This window comes from Pseudoalteromonas sp. Of7M-16, assembly GCF_022347805.1.
Classification (GTDB): domain Bacteria; phylum Pseudomonadota; class Gammaproteobacteria; order Enterobacterales; family Alteromonadaceae; genus Pseudoalteromonas; species Pseudoalteromonas luteoviolacea_F.
On sequence record NZ_JAKRFY010000032.1, the window covers coordinates 1 to 25,677 of the forward strand.

The following is a 25,677-nucleotide window of genomic DNA, read 5'->3' on the forward strand; positions in this document are numbered from 1 at the left end:
TGGCGATTTTTAGTCTAATTCTAAACGTATTGTGAGCAGGAATGAGCGCAAAATGATATGGAATGAGCGGGTTTTGTCTAAAAACAAATGTATTTTTTGGTTTTGTTAATTCGGTTCGAAATTTTCAGAGGTCCAGTATTTACGGGGCTTTCAGAGGAGTCGAAAATTGAATTTCATGGTTTGGCTAAATCTAGAAATGAACGACCCCTTACAATTCGGTTCGAAATTTTCAGAGGTCCAGTATTTACGGGGCTTTCAGAGGAGTCGAAAGTTGAATTTCAATGTTTGGCTAAATCTAGAAATGAACGACCCCTTACACTTACAAGAACACGACACATCATATACTAGGATTATTTGCAGTTGGTGCAGGCTCAACTCCTTATGTTGATTTACAAGAAGACGAGATAATTAAATACATATTGAATGAACTTGATGAGCTGTTTGATGGCAAAGCATCGACTTATTACGTCAAGCATATAACCCAGAATTGGAATACTGAAGCGCACATATATGGCGCTTACGTAAGCAACAATGAAGACTGGGAAAAAATAAAAAAGCTGGGTGAAAGCATTGATGAACGTTTGTTTTTGCTGGTGATGCATACACTGATGGCAAAGATTGGGGGTCGGTTCATGCCGCTGTGTATTCAGCAAAACGCGCCGTTAAAGATATACTCAAATCATAATGTTAAGAGTTAAGAGTTAAGAGTTAAGAGTTAAGAGTTAAGAGTTAAGAGTCACGAAATCTTAATTAAGTCCGATACTGTCTAGTATTGGACATACCTTGAATTTGGCGTTCACAGCGCCACAAAAGCAGAAGTGTTATCTTAGATATATAGACACAAACCAAATTTAACATAATATGAATTATAGGATATAATATATTTAGAAGTCTTGCTCACGGCACCAGCTAAAACCTTACCCTAATCTGCTGTTTATCATAAAGATATAATTTTCTATTTTAATGCCTTTTATTGGCTTTAGTTGACCTGCACCCATCGGAATATTTTTATTTGCAGTCAGTTTATGGGTGGTTTGCCCCAATGGACTCACCACCTAGTGTTACTTAGTTTATTCTGAGAATTTCCAAGTCGTCAAAGTGTATCTCACTTTCAACTTGCCATTTTGTTGAATACAAATAGATCTGTAAATTATGACCAGAAGCATTTGGCACAGTAAACTCCATAGAGATTGGCGACCAGCCTCGACTAGTTGTCACGACTTGGGCGATTGATTTTTTACTCGTTGCGTCATAAACCATAACTCGACCATTGGCATCTCCAGAAAACACGCGTGCCATAGCATCTAGTCGATATGTTGCACCAGGCTCATAATCGAAAACCTTTTGTGCTACTTGCCAGCCATATGTCGGTCTATTTTTTACCGTTAGACCTTGTGATCCACTAAACGCGCTATTGGGGCTCAAAAATACAGTCTCTGGAGTTGATTGCCAATGTCTCCAACCTTCAGGTAATGCGTTTGCAGCTGTATAATCAAATGGCTGATCGTAGACCCGATAACCTTTTACAAGTTGTGCGATTGCCCCCATGTAATAGCGCTGACCTACACCTTGAATTGCATTAAAAACCTGAGTCAATTTGGTTTCAGAGTCATGATAAATACTTGGTTTAAACTCTGCTAATTGCATCCACCACCTTAGAGATGTAAAAGATTCATCGCCATAGCATTTGTTCACATGTTTACTAAAATTATCACAGTGGGAAATCATAAAGTCTGCTGTATTTGCAAAGTACGTCATATCTTCTTTATTTAATCCAACCCCTGCATAGTAGCTGCTAAAAGCTGCGGCAACATCTAAGTTGCCATGACTTGTATCTTCTGTGCCGGTCCAGTTAAAGCCATCATTTATTGTGTCTCTATCGCTCAGAATACTCCAGTAACTCCATTCATACTTATTGGCTGTTAAACCTGACCCAGAGTGATATTGCCCAAGCTTTAAGCTACTTTTAAATGCTTTGATTAACTCTTGCGCCATAAATTTGTGATTCGGATCATGGCCTTCTATCTGTGCCAACTCTGCGTACGTACGTTGTAGTGCAAGATATTGATTATGTGGTAATGACTGACCAGGTTTTCTACTAGATGAGTCATCAGCGAATAAATAAACTAAATTTCCGCTTAGCGTTCCATGTAAATCTTTTTGCCATTTAGGGAAAATTTGCGTCACTAAAAAATCATAATATTCATCAGCAAATTGTGAAAAACGCGGTTCCAAGCGCCCTGTCCTTGCCAACTTGATAAATTTAGCCATCGGTGCTGTGATCATCCCATCGTGAACAAGATACTCACGCCAAGACTTGACGCTTATGTTATCGAAATGCACGGTACAATGTTTACGATAATCTGTAGTATAAAGTCTGACTTGCACGTCGTTCGTGGGGTTTTCAGGCGAGACAAAATCAGCAGTGTGATATTGGTATGATTGCGATTCGATAAGCCTATCTAAAAGTACTTTTCTTTGGGTAAAGTCATAAACTTGCAGCCGGCCTTTTACGCCCGCATCGCAATTCTCTATCTTCGCATGGAAATTAATTTGGTACTTGCTGTTTGGGTCAAAGTGTTCATTGGGTTTGTAGGGGTTTCTTAAAGGTGTTTGAAGTACATGCCAACGATTGGTTTGAGGAGCCGTTTTAATTGTGAAGGCTGCAGTACTTTTGTCAATATTGTCCGCTTCTGTTGTATTCCTATAAGCTGTTGCAGCAGTTGATTGCCACCTGCTCCAATTAGCTGGGAGTGAACTATCATTTGGATCAACGAGTTCTGCATTAGAATTTTGAATGGCATCAATGGAGTACTTCCACTCGCCCCAACCTTTAAACCCGTCAACTCCCATCCCAGTATCATCTTTTGCAAGCGCTATCGCCATATCCGATCGTGCCGTAAATACATCTAGGTATTTGGGGTCTTTTGTCCCCAAATACATTTCAATGAGTGCATCCAAATAATATGCTTCGGCCCAAGCAAGGTTACTCGATCGGCTAAAACTATTGGGGTATTGAGCCTGATACTGACCACTAATTAGATCAAACTTGTCAATCCACTCACCTCGAGCCTGTTCTGCATTCACATTACATGCCCCAAGCAGAAAAATAGACAAGGAAGTCGTTCTAATCATTTTATTCATAAATAATCCTTTTAAAATTGAGTATAAATTAGGCAGACATATTAACCTAATGTCATTATTTTAGAAGTAGCAAGACAGATACTTTTTATACAAACTTTAATAAATTGGCGAGCTATATTTCGCGATTAATGTCTGCCTTGTTAGATATAAGACAGAGTATCTTTCACCCGATTTAGTATAAATTTCATTACACCTCTAAGCATAAACTTAGTATATGGTAGCTTAAACTCGTTACTATTTTCTATATTGGGTAAATCATGCAATGAGATATTAAAAGTACACATTTTGGGCACTGGTTTAATCTGTTCCTTTTTATAAGTATACGGCAATCAATTATCGGCACTTTTCTCAATTAATTAGCAAGCAAAAGCATATAGCCCACCTATAAATGTTGTGTTTTTGTAAATTTTAGAGTGCGGATTATTTCATTGCTGAGGGCTGCTTATGTCAACATTAAAAGTGATCGCGAACAGCAAATATGTTGATGTATTACGTTTTTAATGGACTAAACACCTCCTATTGATACACCCGGCCAACAAATGCTCACTGGGCGCTGTCGAAATAAAATCTATGCATATACAAAGGCATGACCGGACATAACATTATAACTCAAGTCACCTTAGTGAAGGGGCACATTACGTGCTCCCAACTTGGCGTACTGCACTTTCGGACAAACTACTGCTCATTTCCGCTGTCACTTAAAAAAAGCTTAGCTTTTGGCGCTTCGTAAAAATCGCTTACGGGCGCATTGAATAAGCTGTTTCCCAGAAATTGATGAAAATCAGCAATTACTTTTTCCATTGATACTAACTTTCCTCCTCGAGTAATAGTTGACCCCATACCTTTTTGTACACGCTCACAAATATCTTTATCTTCAGCAAAAAACGCGTCTACAAAGGCTTTTTCTGTTTTATCTTCACTGCTTGTTTTAACATGTGAAATCCCAGCAGATCGAACACTACAATGTTCACTGTCTAGCGGTAACACATGCACCCAAGATAGGCTCTCAGACGTTAAGATCCCAACAAAAGAAGGAGGGATTGATATCAGCACATAGTTGTCGAACACTTTTGGGTAACTTCCTCTAAACCACTTAGCCAGTTTACTGGAGTTATCTTTCATTTCCCCGCCAGTCAAAGTCCACTCAAAGTGCCCTGCAATATCAAACGCTTGCTTAGTTGGTGTCACAGTCTCTAGTGTTTCCTTGTGCACCTTAAACAAGTGGTAACTTTCCATAGCATTTTCCATCGCGAGCTTCCAGTTTGTATTCCATAGCTCCATGCTTTGTGAGCGGTAGCCATGCGTAAATGAAGGTAGATTAAAATGATGCAAGTAGTCGTCAATCCCCTGAAGGCGATGACTGAGTGGTTTATCTGGAGTTCCAAGGTGAATAAATAACAATCCGTGCCAACTTTCTAAACGAAATTGCACTAGGCAATGTGCCTTTTTATCAAGCTGAACTTTTCCTGTAAAAGGTGCACCTTTAAACTTCCCCTCATCTGAATAGGTCCATGCGTGATAAGGACAGACGATGTTTTTCTCGACACGACCATATCCTTCGTCTAGCAACAATGTGCCTCTATGCCGGCAAAGATTTGAAAGTGCTCTAACCACACCGTCTTGGCTGCGGATCAAAACGACTGCTTCGCCTGCGAGTGTAAATGCAAAATAGTCCCCAGTTTGGCTTAGCTCTTGTTCGCTAACAATGAATACCCATTCGTTTTTAAATATATGCTCCATTTCAAGCGAATGTATATCTTGGTCTTTATATACCGCAAAAGGCAGCGAGTAGGCCTCCTCTATAGGTGCCTGTGTGATTTGTTCATACTCTGACATAAGCTGCGTTTTGAATTTGCTCATAATTTTACCTGTTAGTCTACTTACCTGATCGTAAACGGTATTTGTCTCTCATTAGTTTATTCACCCCAAAAATACAGCCTAAATTGCATCACCATTTAATATGCCGTCTAAGTCGTAGTCTAATGCAGCTTGCCAACCTTTACCGGGAACGGTGCAAGTAAAGGTTAAGCTATTGTCTGGTGTCGCCCCCAAGCTCATCAATTGTGCCAAAGTCAGGCGGCTTTCAAATGCGAGATCACTTCTGTAGTTATTTTCTATTTGATCAAATAAGTAGCCCCGCTGCTCGTTATTAACTACGCCCAGTACAATCAAGTCGCACTCGGTCACCTTCCCACCCAACAGCTTGGAAACAAAAGGCTTACTTGCTCGTTGCTCGAGCAGTAAAACCCTCTCTTTGACAACCTCAAGTGTATTTTCTGTCACTGTGATCTGTTGTCCAACAACCGGGGCTAAATCGTTATCAAATTCCATCATGTAATCGACTAAACCCTGTCGCGTTGTTTCGTCAGGAATGCCTATCTCACCAGCATTGAAATGACATCCATGCCTTTCATCTGCGCCCTCGGTGCAACCCTTCTCTCCATTATCGAATACCCCTCCTTTGAGGAAGTTTAGCAACTGATCCGTCGCACCATCGTGTAAAAAACCAAAACCTCTTATCTGGTCACCTTGATGGGTTTTCGTGTGAGAAGGTAAAAACCCTCCACGATCAGGCAAGCCAAACATACCAACGCGCGTATAGAGGTTTCTTAACTGTGGGACTTTTAATATTTGAATTTCCCCTCCGTGTGCTATCTCGCCGCGGCTACCATAAAACCCTTTTTCATGATCAACACCATGACACCCCTCGCAATTTACGCCATCCGCATTATTGCCATTTAATGGCGTATCTTGCGCTGCGCCATCTGACCGCCGTGTGCCATGAAAGAACTGTTCGCCAATATGAGCCGAGGAAGATAACGAGTTGTCTAAATTTCTAATAGGATTTGGTGGTAAGGCAACCTTTAGCATAAAGTCCGCAAACTTTTCCATATCTTGCTCTAGTTGTTTTACATCTGCAGTCTTTAAACCTGTATCAACTGATTCATGAAGTGCTATATCTAAGCCCAATAAACCTTCGAAAGCGACAATAAAGTTTTTAAAAGAAGTACGTTCATCCAAAGTCTGCCCAGTATCATCACCAAAATAGCCCACAGAACGGTCGCCGCGCCAATGCATATGACCATGATGCTGCATCCCTCTTAATGTTTGTGTACCCATAGGCCCTTTCATAGAAGCAAAACTACGTTCATCACCATTGCCATTAATGATTTCCAGAAGTTGGCAACTTTCTTCTTCAGGGCCCACTAACAAACAGCCTAGCTCTGACAAATTTTGAGTTGGGAATGGCTGGGGATTCTTGATGTTACTTGCGTCGGGGTTGCCCAAATTCCAACTTAAGTGATCTGTATCCCCAAAAATATGACAGCTTGCACAAGAAGACTCACCATTTGAAGACGAACGATTGGCATCGTAGAGCATGTGTCGGCCCGCCATATAATCCTCGGGTTCAGGCGTAGACATTGCGATTCGCTGCAACTCATTTCGACTTGATAAATTAATATGGACCAGGCTGTTGTCGAAACGTGTAAATACATACAACGACTGATGCTGCTCATTGAGTAATATTCCTGCAGGCCCCCCTTGTACAGACAAATAACGTTCGCTCGCCACTTTAGGGTCGAACTCTTCGCCCTTGTTATCCCAATAGCTATCGTCGCTCAATTCAGATGTCGGCAACACGGCAACTTTATTTGAACCTAACACTGCGCTGTAAAGCAGTTTTCCATCACTACTAACTTCAAGTTGAAGAGGGGCAGACAAGCTATGGTGCTTTACTGACTTATTCCCTTTCAAATCGCCGTAATCAATGTGTCTATTTAGGTGTCTAGCAAAAACATTACCAGTTGACGGATTTATAACAGTAATACGGCTTTTAGCTATATTGCCTTGCACCGTAGACCCTGCAAACTTGCCAGAGCCTTCAAATCTGCTTGCATTGTTGGCATCTGTATTAGATACAAACAATGCGCCTGTGGTCGGACTAACTGCAATATTAAATAGTGTCGTACCCACATGCTTGAAACTTGCTACTGTTTTATGGGTCTGTGTATCAAGCGCAAATACATCATGATCTGGCAGGTGAAAACGAACTCCGTTTGAAAAGTTGCGCCCTTTGCTATCTTGCCACTGCCCTGATGCACGATCATACTGGACAATCATACTCGTCCAAGGTTGATATTCGCCGTCTGCATTTACGCCCGGGGCAGTTCTCCCACCTGGTAAGTAACCCTCCGGCAACCCCTTAGGTGAACTCAAACCGTCCAATACCTGACAAGGTACTGCGCCATATTGATCGTCTTCAAAGCCCATACACATTACTGCTTCATGGACTGCTGTGGTTTGATTTCCAGAGTTGAGTACGGCGGCATATACTGTTTTCTCATCTTTAGATACAGCAAGCCCCCTCAACGTGTCTCCAAACATAGACACAATTTCTAAAGGTGTTCCCCCTAGGTTATTTCCCAAATTATTTATGTCGAATATCCAGACATCAGCGCGCCCTATACCAGGCGTGTGCAATTTGGGGTCCCCTGCACCTTTCACCTTCGCTAGTGCGGGACTGCGCCTTTGTTGGCCTCGATGTGCCGTGGTAATGAAAGCTTTATTGTTCGCAAAAACAATATCTCTTGGTTCGTCACCCACAAGCAAGGTTCTAATTACACGGGCAGGCGAAAGCGACAAGTCCACAATACTCACTGAATCTGATAGATGATTTAAAACCCAGGCCTGATTATTTTTGATTGCAACAGACACTGGTTCTAATCCGACATGCACGCTTTGCGACAACAAGAGCGTCCCATCTTTTTCAATAGAAAAAATCTCTAGAGTATGATTGGAAGTATTGGTCAACAATAACCGTTTACCGTCAGAGGTTTTCGCCATCGGCCTCACTGGTGCAGACTCAAAACCAATGTAATCCGATTTTGCACTTGGTGGCATTACTTTTACAGGAGGCTCTGGCATAACAACGGCCTCCGGTATATCAGATCCCTGAGGCTTTTCATTGTTTGTTTCTGGATTGCTACCACAGCTAGCCAACAGCACCAAATATAAAACTCCGATGAGCTTCTTGGTTTTAACTTTATCCACTTTATCACCCGTATATTTTCACATTGACAATTTATAGATTAGATCGCACAACCTTAAATTGTCAATGTGAAAATATATTTGCTAAAATTATCCATATTCAAGCACTGTGATAGAAGAGGTTTTATATGGCTCGCCCAAGCATGGCAGCACAGAGAATTGAAGAGATTCTTGATGCCTTAGAGGTGTGTATCTTAAAACAAGGTATGCAAGCAACATCTTTAGAAAATATAGCGGAAACCGCCAACGTAAAAAGAACGATTTTGCGCCACTATATCGGAAATCGTGATGACATTATTTGCGCACTCAGCAAACGCTGGCGGGGTATCTACAGTGCTCAATGGCAACAAGTTATAGACTGGCTGCCCAATAATAACCGTTCGGAAGCACTCATAGAAACGCTATTCTCCGTCGGATCTGCTGAACAACTCAACGCGACTATCATTGGCGAGGCCTTATTTGCCGAAGCCAAACGTCTTGATGCCATAAAAGACGACCAACAACACATAATGTCCGAGTTTATCGAGCACGTCTCGGAAGCCTTAAAAGTGGACTACCCTAATGCTGGAGATGACAAGATCAACCTAGTAAGTAATGGTATATATGCCAATTATTTAATGGCCGAATCATTACTCCCGCTCAAGTTTAAAGAGCAAGTTCATACCTTAAAACATAGCTCAAAATTGTTATGCACGACACTTAGCACTGAATAAACGAAGTAGATTTTCATATTGACAATTTAAAACTCTAACACTAGCCTATATATCAATCTAATGATCATATGCTATGTGGAGTATCAATGAAGTTAATGAGTTCATTCGCAATCTCGGGAGTTGTGATTGTAGGTATTTGGGGGGCGGCTATGGCGCAGTTCCCCCTTATGGCTGCAACTGAGCACAGCGACAAACCTGATGTACAGGTTGAAGCACCCAATCTCACAACAAAACAATCCAATCCACGCCCGAGTACAACTGAGGCTGTGAAGGGTGTACGGATTAACACTATGAGTATCAGTGGCGTACAGCAAAAAATTGCAATCAAACACATCGCAAAGTTGTGGCAGACGTTTGAAAATCAACAAGCACTCAATAAAAATCTATTGCGATACCCAAGAAAAATCAGCGTCTATTACCAAAACTTCAGTCAAGACTTCCAACAGGCAGAGGTTTCTATTGGTTACCTATCAGACATAGTGCGCTCTGCTAACCAGTCAACGACCATTTCTGGTGCGCAGTATGAGAGGATCTTGCAAAAGAAGGCTCACTCAAACGCTGAATTAGCAGATGCATGGAAAAAAATAGATTACCGCAAAAACTTACAATCTGTACTTGAGATCCACTACTTGGATGCAAGTGGGCACCCAGTGTCTTCTGAGTTCATGGTCAATTACAAATAGGGGTAAATTATGGACTTTTTAACACACGCATTCTCAACCGATGATATTTGGTGGCTTGAAACGTTCATTGACGATTGGTTCTTGGTAATTGCATTATCACTTTTTGTCGTTGAGCTTATTCGATACGGCCTTAAAAAGACGTTTACACGCAATTTGCTTGGTGACAGCATCACCAACTTTATTACTCTCGGTACCTTTATCTTGATTGTTGCATTGGTAGCAGCGACCTATGCAGGGGGTTTTTTCTATGTTTATGATAATTTTAAATTAGTTGAACTTCCGTTAACGCCTTGGACAATACTTTGTTGCATCGTGTTGGCGGACTTAGCATATTACTGGGAGCACCGTTTCTTACACAAAAATGGTTTTGCATGGGCCACACACACTGTTCATCACAGCTCACCGCACTTTAATATTTCTGTCGCGTACCGTCATGGGCCGTTAGATTGGTTGTTTCCATTATTCTTTCACCTACCTTTGGCTATTTTGGGTTTCAATCCTTTTATCATCTTTCTAGCAGAAGTGGTCGTTCAGGTTTACCAGACTTTGTTACATACGGAGACCGTTAAAAAGCTACCTCGTCCAATCGAAGCAATTTTCAATACTCCATCCCATCACCGTGTACACCATGCGACAAATAAGCAGTACTTAGATAAAAATTACGCAGGTATTTTTATCATCTGGGACCGCATGTTTGGTACGTTTGCTAAGGAAGATGTCAAAGTGAAATACGGGATCTATCCAGCAGTTAAGAGTATCAACCCAATCACAGTGTTTTTTAGTGGGTATGTAAAGCTTTTGCGTCAAATCTGGCACGCCCCTAATTGGCGTTACCGATGGAACTTACTCATCAAGCCACCACTTTGGGCTTGGCAACAAGAAAACAAAAACAAATAGCTTTTAATCCTTAGGTGCAGGCCTTGGCATTGACGAGCTTAGTTGATTCCTTGGCCACTCCTCCCAAAGGTCAACTGCCCTCCTACTGGCCAAGAAAAAGCATGTCTGAGCTCTTCTTTTTCCTTGGATTTAAGGCCCAATTACCAGCATCTATCCACTGACAGTCACACTTGTTTCAAAACCATTTCAATGTAAACAAATGGTAACCATTTTAGGGTATTTAATTACCCATTTGGGTGCTATAGATAAGTAGGTTTAAGCAAACCGTAGTTAAAATTGGTATACATAAAAGGATAAATTATGAAAAGCGTTATTTTAGCTGGTCTTTTAGCCGCTGGCTTTACAGGCAACTTCGCCTTGGCAAACGAACAAGGTACACAAAGTAGTGATGGCGTACTAAAGTACTCATACAACTTTGTTTATCTTAAATGTGAATCTAGCTCTTGCGGTGATATTGTAACACGTCGCTACCCTATGAAAGTCTATTACAAGTTTGTACCTGATATTCCACCACATTCAGAAGTTCGAATTTACTGGAATAAAAATGTCCCGGCGGGTGTATCAGCAGGAAAAAGAGTCGCGTATACAGAAGGGGCAACTTGCCCGGATGGCTCAAAAATGAAGGCTAAATGGTTCTTAGATAGTAACTTTCGCCCAACTACAGCAATCGCAACAGATTGTAATGGCGTAGACCACACCTATAGTGTGCATGAATTCCACTTTTAATAAAGATAGTAGTGCCTAGGCTGAGATCCTAGGCACTTTTTGCCTGCTAACCTGTGATGATTCTGAGCATGCGTCTTAACGGCTCAGCAGCTCCCCACAGTAACTGGTCGCCCACAGTGAATGCGCTAATGTATTTGTCGCCCATAGACAACTTTCTGATCCTACCAATTGGAATATGCAAAGACCCAGTGACTTTCACAGGAGTCAACTCCTGCTCTGTTATCCCTCTTTCATTAGGAATAACTTTTACCCACTCATTGTGTTCATCGAGAATTCTTTCTATCTCGCTAACTTCTATGTCCTCACGAAGTTTGATTGTAAGAGCCTGAGAATGACATCGCATTGCACCGACCCTAACACAAAGACCATCCACAGGAATAGGTTGCTTGATTGACCCTAAAATTTTATTGGCCTCAACCTCTGCCTTCCACTCTTCTTTACTTTGTCCTGACTCCATTGGAACATCAATCCATGGGATCAAACTGCCTGCCAGTGGCACACCGAATTGATCTTTTGGCAAGTTATCATCTTTGAGCTTGTCTGCTACAATCTTGTCTAATTCTAAAATCGCTGATGAGGGACTTTCCAACTGAGATTTTACGCTGCTGTGGATCTCTCCCATTTGCGCAATGAGCTCTCTCATATTGCGCGCACCAGCACCTGATGCGGCCTGATAGGTCATCGGGCTTATCCACTCAATGAGATCTTTTTCAAATAGCCCACCTAGTGCTAGTAACATCAAAGAAACAGTGCAATTGCCGCCTACAAACGTTTTAACACCCTGCTCTAGCCCTTGCTGAATAACGTCGTTATTGACTGGATCTAAAACAATAATACTATCACTGGACATTCGCAGCGCTGAGGCGGCATCAATCCAGTATCCTTGCCAACCAGCATCACGCAAAGGCTGATAAACTTCTTTGGTATAGTCACCGCCCTGGCATGAAACAATAATGTCCATTTCCTTTAGAGAAGGAAGATCATAAGCGTTATTAAGTGGTTTGGCTTCACCAGCAAAGTCAGGTCCTAGCTGGCCCGCCTGAGATGTAGTAAAAAAATGCGCCTCAAGATGAGCAAAGTCACCTTCTTGTTGCATGCGCTCCATTAATACTGAGCCAACCATACCGCGCCAGCCGATAAATCCAACATTGTTCATACATTACCCTTATTTAATTTTAAATGACTCATTGCGTGAGGGGGTACGTCTAGACGTCTAACCTATCAAAATTAACCTGCCATCTCTAGTACTTTTTTAGTCGTTAAGCGAATTACTCATGTAACGGAGATATATCAGTTTTTGGCGTAACAAACGTCTTGCAACTTCTGAAGTTAAAGGACAATCAAAATTGAGTTGGTTAGGCAGTTAGGAGTCATAAAAAAACCCCGCAATGCGGGGTTTGGATACAACATGTAAAGGTTGCGTCCAAGCTTGATGCTACGCATCAAACTAGAACTCTGTTTCGGTAATATGTTTATTTTATGTAAACAAAATACCTGAATGTGGTAAGGATATGCGATAACCTTTTTGTGTTAGCTATTATGAGTCACTTTAGTACTATTTTCAAGTAAAAATCATTCTAAATATTGATCTAGGTTATAAAAAAAATCTAAATTTAATATATGTTTACCTTTACGTAAATGTAATATTTTTCACATGAAAGTTATTAAATTTTATAGATAATATTCCAAGTTAAAATGAAGACGATTTAAATCGGTACATATTTAGAAGAAATTAAAATAATTATACTAAATATTATTTATAATTATTAAGTTATTCGCAAAAATAAAAAGGCCGCCTTTAAAGGCGGCCTTTTTTTGAACAGTTTTTAATATTAAAATTCTATCGCAAAGTCTAAGCTAACTTGCTGTGCCGTTTCTTTCGAACGGATGAGCACATCGTTTTGCTCTACTTCAAAGTCTTGACCCAAAAGGTTCTTAACTTTGAAGGTCACAGTTGTGCTGAACGTTGGATAGTAGCTATACACCAAGTCTAAAGAATTGATCGGTTGCTCGTAAGCATCGTCAAAGCCATTAACACCTGCCGCAAGAATACGGTCACCAAATACGTTGTAAATCACCGAGCCTTGATGATTGCCATCATGAGAATCGTAGTTCAACTGTAAGTTTGCAACATATTTAGAGTGACCAGTCATACGACGCTTGAGGTTTGTCAAATCGCCAGCATCAAGTTCTAAAATTTCAACTTCAGAATCACTCACCGTTAAGTTACCTGAGGTGAAGAATGCGCCACCTAGGAAGTCAGACGACAACTCCACCAGCCATTCTGCTTCCAAACCATAAACGTAAGCTGAATCGGCGTTTTCAAACTCAAGTGTGAATCGACCATCAGATTCATTTAACTGAGCTTCAATTGGCTTGTCGATGTCTTTGTAAAATGCACCGACAGAGAAGTTATCACCGCTCTCAAAGTAAAACTCAACGCGTAAGTCAAAGTTATCTAAATGACTCGACTCCAGCCTTGGGTTACCAAGCGTTCTGTAGTCAGTCAGTGGATCTTGATATTGAACAGGTGTCAGCTCTCGTAAATCAGGACGAACAATTGTTTGACCCCAGCCTGCGCGTACTTGATAAGTAGGTTGGCTGTACGTCATAGATAGTGAACCAAACGTCTCGTCTTCCATTACTGTCGACTTTTGAATTGCTTCGCCACTTAACTTGTCTTTGAGTAATTCAGCATCAAATGTAGAGCGTGAAAAAGCCAGTGCGACTTGTCTAAAGTCTTCATATCTCAGACCACCAGAGAATCGCCAGTCATTTGCATACACATAATCAAAGCTACCGTAGTAAGCATCAATTTTTTGCGCCGCTAGGTAATCATCAGCAATTGGCTCTTGGAATAATAGTTCAATTTCGGTGTCGTCTACACGACTGTCATCTCTGAAAATACTACCGATACCTAAAGCTTCGTTTTTATTCGTTGCGAGTGTAATATTTTCACTCGGTCCAAAACGATACTTGAAGAAGTCAGTTTTGTATTCACGTGTCTTATCAACGAAATAACCACCACCTTTGAGCTCTACTTCAGAAGAATCAAAGTAGAAGACTTTAGAAAGGTTCCAGCTATAGTTTTCAACCTTATCTTCCATATCAACAAAGCGGTATAAGAAAGGATCGCCCCCTAATGCACCACTTGTGTATGTGTCAGTATAAGTCCCGCCAGTGTAACGATCTCGTGCCGAGATCTCTAACTCACTCGGAATATCAGTCGTAGCGGTTGAATCTGTATATTGCCAGTCGAAACCAACACCTTTGATAAAGTCATATTCAATGTTGTGATTACCACGGAATTGAATTACTTCTAGTTCACGCTGCTCAAAAGACGTTAGGTTTTTACGCTGAACTTCGCCATCCGCGATACTTAGAGACTTAGATGGCTCTTGATATAGAGACACAGCTGCTTCATCTTCGGTATCTCTTAGCTTCATATAAGATGCGTTTAAATCATGACCATCCAATTTGTAGCCAAGGTTCAAAGAAGTATTGAACTTAACGTTCTTCTTAGTTGACTCTTTATCTGTTCTTGCAGAGTAACACTCTAAGTCAGACTTGCCGCAGTCATCAGGGTTAACTTCCACTGAAGATAATACAGCTGAGTATCCTTTGCTATGTGACCATTCATGGTCGTATGCCGCTGAGAATAAAAAGCCTAGCGCGCCACCAAATCCAAATACATCGTCAAACTTGTCACCGTAAACAAGCTTACCACCGAAATCTGGGTCCAAGCTTTTTTCAACCATACCAAAGTCACGATGAAGAGACTTGGTAAGTGACTTGTTGATCGCAATAGCTTCTTCCTGAGAAACAGCTTCACCACGCTCTTTGGACTCAATATCACGGATATTCAGTACCGAAATATCTGAAATACCGTTGATGTATTTGTTCAGTGCCGATGTCATCGTTGCAGGCATTGCACGTAAACCATCATCTTCACCTAACCAGTCATCATCACTGCCGTTATAAACAAAGCCATGATCATTGGTATCTTTGTGTGTAACACCAATTTCTAGCTTTATAACACGATCGTTCGGAATGCTTTTTGTTCTGATGTTTACATCACCACCACCAAAAGCCGCAGGCATATTTGGTGAATAGGCTTTTTGCACAGCCAAAGACTCGATGATGCTTGACGGGAATATATCAAGCGGAATGACATTACGAGTTAAGTCCGGACTCGGTACTTGAGCACCATTAAGTCTCACACTTGAGTAACGCTCACCCAGGCCTCGAACATAAATGAACTTATCATTTACCAAACTCAAGCCTGTCACACGGCGTAGCGCAGACGCAGCATCACTGTCGCCAGTACGGGAGATCTGCTCAGAGCCCATGATATCTGCAACAAAAGCCTGATTTTTACGCTCTTCGATTACCGCACTTGCGCTACCTTTAAGGCGGCTACCTACTGCAACAACTTCTTCTATTTCTTGGGCTGTCTCTTCTGCCATTACATGTGTAGACAAAGGACTTAACAGAGAAAGCAAAGAAATCGTTATCAAGTTTGTTTTGAACACTTTGATTGGTTTCATTTGTAATTCCTCTAAACCAAAATATTGATTCACAAAGGGCGCATTAAAGCGCCCTTCAATTTGTTCTTATATGGCTTAGATTATTTTGTACGAGCGATTGACTCAGCTACGAATTTAGCCCAGTTAGTGTCCGTTTCATCTTCGCCTAACGCACCTACGTAAGTTACGTCAGTAAAGAATGAGTTTTCGTCGCTTAGCTTAGAAGTTTCTACAGCTTCGATAGCGTTGCCATCTTTGTCTAGGATTGTGCCTTTCGTTGTTGCTAAGTCGTCACCAAGTACATTTGAGAAAGAGTTAAAGCCGATCAGCTTATTACCGTCATTCGTGAACCAAGTTTCGATGTTGAAGTCAGCTAAATCACCTTCAAGTGGAACTTTTGTTGACTCGAAGTTCTTCGCACAAGCAAAAATTGAGTTGTGGAACTTGATTTCGCCATTCTTCGCGTTAGCGTGAATACCAGCTGCGCCAGATAAGTCATTTTTGTTCATTAGGTCAAAACAACCAGAACCGTCTTCAGTTCCCTTGCTTACAAATAGCATGTTGTGAAGTTGAGCTTTACCCCACTCTTTCATTTCCATACCCGCACCGTGACCACGTGGACCCTTAATACCGTTGCTTACAACTGTCGCGTTTGCAATTGTTGGATTTGATACAGTTGTCGCTTTGTCAGCAGTAGTAGGGTCATCTTTACCACCGTCTGTTTCGAAACCGTGGTTACCCTGAGTCAGAGTTTGAACAAGGATGAACTGGCCATTACCTTTCCAACCTGTATCCCAGTCGATCCCATCATCCGCTGTTTCAGTTACAACAATGTGCTTTAAGTTAACTTGACCACCGAATAGCTCGATACCGTCATCGTAACCCTGGTGAATGTGGATGTATTCAATCTTAGTGCCTGAGCCTACCGCATTTAGCGTGATAGAGTTTAGCTCGTCGCCTTCAACACCATTACCAGCAAACTTAACAACAACGTGCTCTAAAGAACCACTGTTGTCAGCGTCATTGTTACCACCATAGTAAGAAATTACACCTTCCGCTTTTGCGTCACACTTGCCTTCGTCAGCAGCAGTCTTTGAACAGCTCTCTGTTCTAGCCATACCATTGATTTGAATTCCGCCCCAGTCCTGCATCGCTGGTACTGTTGTGTCATCGCCATCGATTTCTTTAATCGACGTAAAAGTAATTGGTTTACCTAGCTCACCCACTGCGTGAATTTTAGAACCACGACCGATACGTACAAAGTTTTCAGCCTTTGTAAATGCGATTGTTGCGCCAGCTTCAATCGTCAGTGTTGGGCCATTTGGATCTACCGTTTCGCCTTCAGAAGTCTGCACATCATCACCAATGAATAGTGCGCCTTCGAAAATGTGAGCACCACCGTCAGGCAATGCTTCTAATAGGAAAGAAGATGTAATGTTCTTTGCATTGCTCGCGAAAGCTTGGCTGTATTTACAGTGTATACCATCCTGGTCACCTTTGAATGTTGTGCCATCTATCGCGTAGCTCGCACAAGGTAATTCAACAGGCTTATCGTTATCATCATTACCTGTATCTGGAACAACGACCGGATTTTCAACTGAGTTGTCTACATGGTTGTCATTGTTTGTAGGTGTGATATTGATGTCGCCGCCGCAACCAGCAAGTACAAGAGCAGAAGAAATTAAGCTTACTTTAAATAAACCAGAAAGGTTCATGTTGGTCTCCAAAGATATAATTGTTATAACGGTATTTATTTAATGGAGCCAGAATAGATTTAACGTGTTACAAATGGGTGACAGTTTTTATAATTTAAAATGACATAATAAATATTAATTAAAAATAAAAAAGCCACCCGAAGGCGGCTTTGGCGTTGCGAATATTTAACAATAAATTAAAGTAAAGCTTGTTTTAAACTTAATTTATGAAGCTTTTCATTTTGCACATATTTAATCCACTGCTTAGCCAGCCTTGCTGATTTTTTGTGCTTTTCAGCCTGTTCAAAAGCCAATATAGATGCATCAAAGTTTTCTAAATTATATTGAGCCATACCCAGCGCAACATAAGCATTAGATTCAAAAGTTAAACCGCCTTTATCTAATGCTGCTCTTGCAGCATCAGCGGCTTCATTATAATGCTCCATATTAATGTATACTTCAGCAAGTCGCTGTTGAAAATTACCGTGAGAGGCTAGCTTGTCAGCTTCTTCAAAAAAAGTAATTGATTTTTCTTCATCTTTTGCTTGAACATACGCTTCAGCGATAAAAGATAAGTTCTTTTCAGAGTTATCTATCACTTTACTATCTATACCTTGCTTTAATGTTTGAGCTGCTTTAAAAGGCAATCCGTTATATAAGTAAACTTGAGCAAGTTGCAAAACTTCGGACTTCGTTTTAATAAAGCCACGCTGTTTTGCAGTCTCTAATATAGCCAATTGCTTTTTCTCTTCTCCAACCTCACCATACATACCACCTAGCTGTATCCAATACTGTGGCTTGTCAAATAGCTGAACCATTTTTTCTAATGTTCCAATCACATTTTTAGGTTGGTTTAGTGAGTAATATAGAGCCCTTTGAAGTACTAACCAGTTTTCCTTTGGCACTTCGTTTTTTGACTCAGACAAAGAGATGGCAACATTTATATTTTCCAATGCATCTTGGTATGATTTATTTTGGTAAAGCGCTTGCGCTTTTAATGTATAGTAGTTGCTCTTTATTGGCTGTGTATTTAACGCTTTCCAGTTATCTAAATACACTACCGTTTTTTCATAGTCGCCGTTTGCCATTGCAAGCTGCGCCAAGCTAAATGTCGTGGACAGTTTTAAAGACTCAGGAATTGCTTCTTCGGCGACAACCTTTTCAAACGATGCGATGGCTTTACTTAACTCATTCTCGTTGTAATAGATAAACCCATAAAAGTTATGCATCATGGCCACTTCATACGAATTCATACTAGATGAGCGCTCTTGAATTGAGTCAAGTACCTCAAGACCTTCTTGAACGTTACCATCATCTGCCAGCTTTTGAGCTCTGGCAAGTTGGCTGTATACCTTTTCCCTCAACGCAGGCACACGCTTTGTCTTCGTCGCAGCGTATGCACTCGACATAGACACCTCAGGTAACAAAGAAACGAGACTAATAGAAGCATTAATGGCCAGTGCAGCGGCACTCAGTACCAATGCGTTTTTTATTAACTTCATAATACAAACTCCTAATTTCACTAACCGTTAATTTGGAAGGTGATTTTGTTTTGTACACCAGCCACTTCTACAGCTTCGCCGTTTACGACACGAGGCTTGTATTTAAACTTCAGTGCAGCATCCATCGCGGCACGATTGAAAATGTTTTCTGGCTCGGCTTTAAGCACCTTAGGATCTCTCACTGTGCCTTGCTTTGTAACCACAAATTCAACCAATACATACCCTTCAATACCTCTTGAAAGCGCGCGTCTTGGATATACCGGTGCCACTTTTACTATTGGCAAGTACTCGCCATCACTTGATTCCAGTGCCAGTCCACCGGCGAGATCAACATCAGCGTCAACGTTTGCTGAAAAATCAAAGTTTGAAGCGCCCGCATCTAAGTTATTTGCTTGCATTTGCGGTGCGTCCATCGGCGGTGGCGGCTCTTTAGGTGTAGGTGGCTTTTGTGGCTTACGCTCTTTCTTCTCTACCGTTTCTTCTTTTTTCAGACGAACAAAATCAAGCACATTGCCTTTAACTGGCTCCGTGGCTGTACCTTGACCACCATTGATCAAGGCTTGCATTCCCAAAAATAAGAAGAACGTGACTACACCAGCAATTAATAATGCAATTATATAACGCATTGTTTTCCCTTAGGATTCCTGTGCAGCGATAGAAACATCAAAGGCACCAGCCGCTCTTGACGCATCCATGACCTTAATTAGAATTTCAGTCGTTGCTTTTTTGTCAGCTTGAATTACAACGCTACCTTGCGGATTTTCCGCTTTAAGACGCTCGATATTTGCTTGAACCGCACGGATATCAATTTGGCGTTTATTTATCCAAATCTCACCTTTGTCTGAAATGGCTACCAGAATATTGGCGCGTTGTTTTTTAACAGCCGTTGCAGCTTCTGGGCGGTTTACATCAATGCCCGCTTCTTTGACGAATGTCGCTGTAACGATGAAGAAGATAAGCATGATAAAAACGACATCCAACATAGGCGTCATGTTTATTTCTTCGGTTTCTTCTTCTTGGAAAACTTTTGCTAGAGGAGCTCTCATTTTTTTACCTCAAATTCTTTAATGGTCTAACAGCAATTTATCTTCTAAAAGCTCAACTTCCCGTTTCGCTTTTCGTTGCAAGTAAGTCGATGCAAAAACACCAGATAATGCTGCAACCATACCTGCCATTGTTGGGATAGTGGCTTTTGATACACCCGCCGCCATTGAACGTGCGCTGCCTGATCCTGTAATAGCCATTACGTTAAATACTTCAATCATGCCCGTTACCGTACCCAATAGCCCTAATAAAGGACACAGCGCAACCATCACGTTGATAAAAGGCAGGTTGCTGTTAAGTTCAATACCTGCTTTAGAGATCATGGCTTGACGGATTTGTTCAGCATTCCAGCTGTTGCGCTCGTTTCTGTTTTGCCAGGTTTCTACTGTCTGCTTTTTATATCCTCTGTACTTTCCAAAAAAGTACATAAAGCGTTCCAGGATAAGTAACCACATAGCAAAGGTGACTACTGCGATGACCAGGAGAACCTGGCCACCAGTATCAAGGAACTCTTGTAGTGCAGTGATAGCATCTACTAGTAGCACCATGATTACGCTCCTTTCTCACTGCGCTCAGCGATAATGCCCGCACTTTGCTCTTGAAGAATAAGCAGAAGGTTGCGTGAACGCGTGTTCAATAGCGTGTATAAGAACACTGTCGGGATAGCGACTACTAAGCCCAATACCGTAGTTACAAGTGCAGTAGAGATACCACCAGCCATTAGTTTCGGGTCACCAGTACCGAACAGTGTAATTGCTTGGAATGTGTTGATCATACCAGTTACAGTACCAAGTAGGCCTAGCAGAGGGGCAACCACTGAGATGATTTTAATCAAAGTTAGGTTGCGGGTAATTTTCGGCATTTCACGCAGAATCGCTTCACTTAGTTTAAGTTCAAGCGTGTCGTAAGCAACATCTGGGTATTGGTCTTTGACTTTCATAACTCGGCCAAGCGGGTTGTCGTCTTTAGCAACATCTGATTTAAGCTGACGCTTGATTTTGGCACCAATCAGCATCAGTGAAATAAAGCGCTCTAGTGCAATAAGGAGTGCCAAAGCACCCACTGCTAAAATGACATAACCAACTACACCGCCTTGCTCTACCTGCTCTTTACGATTAGGAGCTTGTACTAACAAGCCCAAGATAGAACCGCCAGTTGGGTCTAATGCAAAGTCAACAATGCCAGAGTTTGCAGCTTGCAAGTCACCCGCACTTTGTTGGAAGCGAGATACTGGCTGACGTGTCAACTCTGAAATAGTATCGGTTTCAGGGTTGTAGTTCAGGTATTGTCCGTCGGCAATTAGGTTAAAAGCACCAACACGTACAACTTCTTTGTTGACCTTCTCACCGCCAGCTACAATGACATCCGTGTTATAACGCGTCACTTTACCTTGCTCGGTCATTTCGCGTTGTAATTCAAACCAAACTTTTTCAATATCTTCGATTGATGCAAGTTTAGATGTTGAGCCCATTTTCTTGGCCATTTCATCCATCACGTCGCTACGATTTGGAATTTGAGCAGACACAACTGAGGTTCTAAACTTTGAACTCGCATCACCTGAAGCTTGTTGAAGCACACCAAACAACTCTTTTAGTGACCCCATACGCTTAGATAACGTGTCACTTAAGTTGCCCAGTTTGATTTCGTTTTCTTCAAACTGCGTTTCCATGCGCTCAGAACGATTAAGCTGATCGTTACGGTCTGACTTTAAATCGTTTAACATTTTTACTTGCTGGTTTTCGCGTGCTTTAAACTCAGCTTCACGTTGCTGGTTTTGTTGCGTTTGCGCTGCTTGACCAGATTCTAGCGTTTTTAACAAGGAGTCTAGATCCATTGCTTCATTTGCCAGAGCTGATGCACTTAAGGCCATTGAGGATACAAGTAATGCTTTGCGACTAAATGATTTTAAAAAGCTCATTAGTTATACCTCTTTATTGAGCAGCTTGGATTGGCAGAGTTAACATATCTGGGGCTAGTTGTTTGCGCGCTATTCGAACCCCTTTATTGATTTGGCTGATGTTGGTATTAGGCAATGCTTCGAATTGCTTTGACTCTCGGTTCCAACTACCAGCTTTTGCAGAGTCTTTAGTGACGTATAACAGCTCAAGGCGTCCGATTCGCAACATATCAACTTCGCGCTCTTGTCCATCTATCGTCAGAAGTGTTGAGTATGCTTCGATTGTACGTCCGTACTCTACTTCGACTTGATAAGCTTCAAGTACACGTCTAAATTTTTCACTGGATGTGATATCGGCTCTGTCCATTAATGTTCTCAGTGATGCAATGCGATTTGCACGCTCCTCTGGTAAAAATGGTACATCTAAAGCTACAAATTGCTCTAGGCCTGTGATCATACGTAGCATTAATGGGGTGATCTGACGTTCTATTACCGATACTTGATCCATAGAGGCATTAATCGCTGCCATTTCTTCAAGTTGGTTATTAATCTGTTTTTCTAATTGGCTGTTATAAACAACGAGACCTTCGATTTCCTTGTTAAGAGTTCTAAATTGCTGCAGACGAGACTGCATACTGTCTGAAATCGAATCGATTTTATTTTGAGAAGTTAGCGCTGAATTATTGATTGCAGAGCTAGAGTCTATTACTTGATTGAGATCGCTTGCCTGCGTACTGCTTGCTACTGCAAACACGCCCGCTAAAAGCAATTGGTTAACGCACTTCATCTCACACACCTTTTATAATATTTGCTTGTTCCAATTTTGAAGTGTGTGCAGTTTAAATATGAAAAATGACAGCCGTGTTGCGCAAATAATACGTTAATGTTACAGCTGTAATATTATTTTAAAGGTGGGTTTGTGCTATTTAGTTCAACATTAAAAAAAGGGCTGTATTTATACAGCCCTAATATAATTATACTTTGAATTTATTCATCATGTTTTCTAATTCATCAAATTGCAATTTTAGTGTTTTGCATTCATCTAAGGTTTGCTGCAAGCTTGCACTCCCCTGAACACATAAATCACTTATGCCATGGATATCACTATCCAATGATTGAATTACTGTATTTTGCTCTTGTGTCGCATTAGCCACCGCATGGTTCATTCCATCGATCGATTCAATTGCATGAGACACCTCTTGCATCTTCGTGCCAGCTGATTGAGCTTGCTCTGCACTCGCACTGGAATCTTCAATACTTAGCTTCATAACGGCAACGGCAGACGCCGAACCTTGTTGTAACTCGGCAATGGTATTTTCAATTTCTTGTGTCGACTCTTGAGTACGTTGTGCAAGCTGCCTTACTTCGTCTGCAACGACTGCAAATCCACGCCCAGCTTCACCAGCACGAGCAGCTTCTATCGCAGCATTGAGTGCCAACAGGTTTGTCTGCTCACTGACTCCCTTAATAACTTCTAATACTTGTCCGATGCTGGCTGTCAATCTATCAAGGCCATCAATGGTTGACTGAGCTTCTTGCATTTTTGAACTCAACGCGCCGATTTCTTCAATATTAGAGTTCAACGCCGATTGGCTTTCATCAGACATTGTATTTGCACCTGTTGCTAACTCAGATGCGTGCTTAGCATTGTTTGAGATTTCAATTGCACTGGAGGACAGCTCATTGATTGCTGTTGCAACATTGTCCGTACGTTTAGTTTGTTCAGTATAGATATCCAAAGCATCTTGAGTTTGCCTTTGCAAACCTTCCATGACATTTTCTAACGCATCTGTGGTGCTTTTAACCTTACCTATACTTTGGTGAATTTTTTCTACAAACAAATTAAAGTAGTTTGAAAGCTCCCCAAATTCATCGTTATTTTCCACAACTAAGCGCCGAGTCAAATCGCCCTCGCCTTGAGCAATATCTTTTATGGCTTCATTGAGATGCGTCATTGGTCTCATTAGATACTTCAATAGCAGCTGCATCAAAACGACAATTACAACTACACCCAGTAACATGTAGATTAGAGCCATATTTCTGAATGATGAAATCGAGGAATAAGCAATTTCTTTATCGATAACAACACCAAGGTACCACTCAACATTCTTAATACCGTGCATTTTGACAAACGAGACGAGCTTTTCAGTGCCATCGATTTCAATTTCGACAAATTCTTCTTGCAGGTTCAGTTGCTGGCCAAATAAATCACGCATGTTTTTGTCGTTCATTTGCGTATTTGGGTGGCTTAAGATGCGCCCCTCTCCGTCGAGTAAAAAACCGTAACCAAAGCCTAAGAAATCTATCTCATTAATGATCTGAGTGATAGTGCCCATATCTATGTCACCACCAGTTGCTCCCGACAAAACGCCGTTACTATAGACAGGCACAACCGCAGTAATCGTCAGCTCATTAGTGGTTGCATCTGTATATGGCGTGGTAAAAGCAGTATCTCTTTTTCGCATTGCCAATTGATACCATGGACGCGTTGTCGCATCAAAGTCACTCGGCAATACAATAGAGGAATCGTTTAATACAAATTGGCCATCTGGTGTACCAATAAACGTATTTTTGAAGTGGCCGGCTTTAGCTGCTGTTTGCAACCTTCTGCGTACCTCTTCATCACTGTCTGACTTGAGGTGGCCTTGTGCAACTGACTGTACGATATCTAACCTATCGTTTAGCCAGTTAGCTATATTTTGCGATACAGATTGGGATATCTCTTGTAATACAAGTGTCAACTGGTCTTGAGTTTGTGAACGCATCAAGACAAAGTTATTCACTGTAAATAGACTTAAAACGATAACAAGCACGACCGAAGCCGCAAGGGTAATTTTGGTGGTAAATTTAAAGGCGCTAAACATGCAGATCCTGTTTTAATTCTTATCTACTTCTAAGTAGGTTGTATCAAATCTTTAAGGCTTTGTCTTATGTTATCGGCAGTTTTTATGTTTCTATTATAAATTTATTGAATTATTTTTAATTGGCACAAAAAAAGGCAGGTATGACCCGCCTTTTAACTAGTAAAAAAGAACTAATATTAGAGTTTACTTTGATAATCAGACCAAGCCGTATCCAAGCTTATTTCCAGCTCAGAGGAGAAGGTTTGCCAAGTCCACTTTTTATTATCAGAGGGATCTAATTGGGCGTTTAGTTCTACCAACAAGTTAGGGTGATGATTTTCTTCTAACCAGTGCAAGAAAAATGCAGTTGTTTTGTAACCTGAGTCATAATTTCCACCGGACTTTCTATGTGCAAAATCGACATACCCACCTTTCATTCTCACCACGTCCGCAATGCCTTCAATGATAGGTCCAATCTCTTTATAATTGTGATCGTCCAATTGGTAAGCATGGGCAATTTCATGGTAAAGCACGCCAACGAGCTCATCATAAAGCGCTTGCTTACTATGGTTTTTGGCGAATTTACTAAGATACTGCGCACTAATGTGTATTTTTGCGCCGTTAAAGTCACCTTCTTTGTAGGCAACTCCTTTCATATCTTCAACGATGATCTCCAGCAATGGTAGCTGGGGCGCTCGATGCTTTTGGCTATATAAAATACGTGCGACGTTGTATGAGATTTGCTTGATCAAATCAACGTTGACGTGCTGCCATACAGGCACTGCTTCTTTGCTAAAGTTACGTATTTGAACATTAGGCAATGAAAAGCTTTGCCAGGCAATGTCTGCATCAAATTGAATCGGTTTAATGTCTGTATTGATATTCTCTAACGCTGATGCGCTGTGAGCCAATAGGCCCACAGCCACTGCAAGCGTAGTGATTGCAGTCTTAATTGTCAT

Annotated in this window: 18 protein-coding genes and 1 pseudogene; 5 read left to right on the top strand and 14 right to left on the bottom strand. The window is 41.3% G+C overall.

Annotation, left to right across the window (positions count from 1 at the left end; translation table 11 throughout):
• Nucleotides 1-329: 329 nt before the first annotated feature.
• Nucleotides 330-698: pseudogene (locus MHN81_RS24015) on the top strand (FAD-dependent oxidoreductase); the annotation flags it as partial.
• Nucleotides 699-1,065: 367 nt separating this feature from the next.
• Here the strand turns inward: MHN81_RS24015 and MHN81_RS24020 are convergent.
• From MHN81_RS24020 to MHN81_RS24030, 3 genes are all read right to left on the bottom strand, one after another.
• Nucleotides 1,066-3,144, bottom strand: a complete 2,079-nt coding sequence (locus MHN81_RS24020; protein WP_239426957.1) for a carbohydrate binding domain-containing protein — start codon at nucleotides 3,142-3,144, stop codon at nucleotides 1,066-1,068.
• A 675-nt stretch (nucleotides 3,145-3,819) separates the two neighbouring features.
• Entirely contained in the window at nucleotides 3,820-5,004 is a 1,185-nt protein-coding gene (locus MHN81_RS24025; protein ID WP_239426958.1) for an aromatic ring-hydroxylating dioxygenase subunit alpha, read from the bottom strand.
• 78 nt (nucleotides 5,005-5,082) lie between these two features.
• Nucleotides 5,083-8,196 (bottom strand): hypothetical protein, encoded by a 3,114-nt coding sequence (locus MHN81_RS24030; RefSeq protein ID WP_239426959.1) that lies wholly within the window; start codon nucleotides 8,194-8,196, stop codon nucleotides 5,083-5,085.
• A gap of 125 nt (nucleotides 8,197-8,321) precedes the next feature.
• Between MHN81_RS24030 and MHN81_RS24035 the strand changes: the two genes are divergently transcribed.
• The 4 genes from MHN81_RS24035 (at nucleotide 8,322) to MHN81_RS24050 (ending at nucleotide 11,212) form a co-directional block, all read left to right on the top strand.
• Entirely contained in the window at nucleotides 8,322-8,906 is a 585-nt protein-coding gene (locus MHN81_RS24035; RefSeq protein WP_023399119.1) for a TetR/AcrR family transcriptional regulator, read from the top strand.
• A gap of 86 nt (nucleotides 8,907-8,992) precedes the next feature.
• The gene (locus MHN81_RS24040; protein ID WP_239426960.1) at nucleotides 8,993-9,589 is read left to right on the top strand and encodes a hypothetical protein; all 597 of its coding nucleotides are present in this window, start codon (nucleotides 8,993-8,995) and stop codon (nucleotides 9,587-9,589) included.
• 9 nt (nucleotides 9,590-9,598) lie between these two features.
• Nucleotides 9,599-10,486 (top strand): sterol desaturase family protein, encoded by an 888-nt coding sequence (locus tag MHN81_RS24045; RefSeq protein ID WP_239426961.1) that lies wholly within the window; start codon nucleotides 9,599-9,601, stop codon nucleotides 10,484-10,486.
• Between the two features lie 300 nt (nucleotides 10,487-10,786).
• Entirely contained in the window at nucleotides 10,787-11,212 is a 426-nt protein-coding gene (locus MHN81_RS24050; protein WP_239426963.1) for a hypothetical protein, read from the top strand.
• Between the two features lie 46 nt (nucleotides 11,213-11,258).
• Here the strand turns inward: MHN81_RS24050 and asd are convergent, their stop codons facing one another.
• From asd to MHN81_RS24105, 11 genes are all read right to left on the bottom strand, one after another.
• The gene (gene asd / locus MHN81_RS24055; RefSeq protein WP_239426964.1) at nucleotides 11,259-12,368 is read right to left on the bottom strand and encodes an aspartate-semialdehyde dehydrogenase; all 1,110 of its coding nucleotides are present in this window, start codon (nucleotides 12,366-12,368) and stop codon (nucleotides 11,259-11,261) included.
• Between the two features lie 676 nt (nucleotides 12,369-13,044).
• Nucleotides 13,045-15,759, bottom strand: coding sequence for a TonB-dependent receptor plug domain-containing protein (locus tag MHN81_RS24060; protein ID WP_239426965.1), 2,715 nt, complete (start codon nucleotides 15,757-15,759; stop codon nucleotides 13,045-13,047).
• A gap of 80 nt (nucleotides 15,760-15,839) precedes the next feature.
• Nucleotides 15,840-17,453, bottom strand: a complete 1,614-nt coding sequence (locus MHN81_RS24065) for a hypothetical protein (RefSeq protein ID WP_239426967.1) — start codon at nucleotides 17,451-17,453, stop codon at nucleotides 15,840-15,842.
• 176 nt (nucleotides 17,454-17,629) lie between these two features.
• A complete protein-coding gene (locus MHN81_RS24070) occupies nucleotides 17,630-18,934 on the bottom strand; it encodes a tetratricopeptide repeat protein (protein ID WP_239426968.1) in 1,305 nt (434 codons plus the stop codon).
• Between the two features lie 20 nt (nucleotides 18,935-18,954).
• Nucleotides 18,955-19,560, bottom strand: coding sequence for an energy transducer TonB (locus MHN81_RS24075; protein ID WP_023399111.1), 606 nt, complete (start codon nucleotides 19,558-19,560; stop codon nucleotides 18,955-18,957).
• Nucleotides 19,561-19,569: 9 nt separating this feature from the next.
• Entirely contained in the window at nucleotides 19,570-19,980 is a 411-nt protein-coding gene (locus MHN81_RS24080) for a biopolymer transporter ExbD (RefSeq protein ID WP_023399110.1), read from the bottom strand.
• An 18-nt stretch (nucleotides 19,981-19,998) separates the two neighbouring features.
• Nucleotides 19,999-20,526 (bottom strand): MotA/TolQ/ExbB proton channel family protein, encoded by a 528-nt coding sequence (locus MHN81_RS24085; RefSeq protein WP_023399109.1) that lies wholly within the window; start codon nucleotides 20,524-20,526, stop codon nucleotides 19,999-20,001.
• Nucleotides 20,527-20,528: 2 nt separating this feature from the next.
• On the bottom strand, nucleotides 20,529-21,896 hold the full coding sequence (locus MHN81_RS24090; protein ID WP_023399108.1) for a MotA/TolQ/ExbB proton channel family protein: 1,368 nt from the start codon (nucleotides 21,894-21,896) through the stop codon (nucleotides 20,529-20,531).
• Nucleotides 21,897-21,909: 13 nt separating this feature from the next.
• Entirely contained in the window at nucleotides 21,910-22,662 is a 753-nt protein-coding gene (locus MHN81_RS24095) for a DUF3450 domain-containing protein (RefSeq protein WP_023399107.1), read from the bottom strand.
• 187 nt (nucleotides 22,663-22,849) lie between these two features.
• Nucleotides 22,850-24,739, bottom strand: coding sequence for a methyl-accepting chemotaxis protein (locus MHN81_RS24100; protein ID WP_023399106.1), 1,890 nt, complete (start codon nucleotides 24,737-24,739; stop codon nucleotides 22,850-22,852).
• Between the two features lie 176 nt (nucleotides 24,740-24,915).
• Entirely contained in the window at nucleotides 24,916-25,677 is a 762-nt protein-coding gene (locus tag MHN81_RS24105; protein ID WP_023399105.1) for a basic secretory protein-like protein, read from the bottom strand.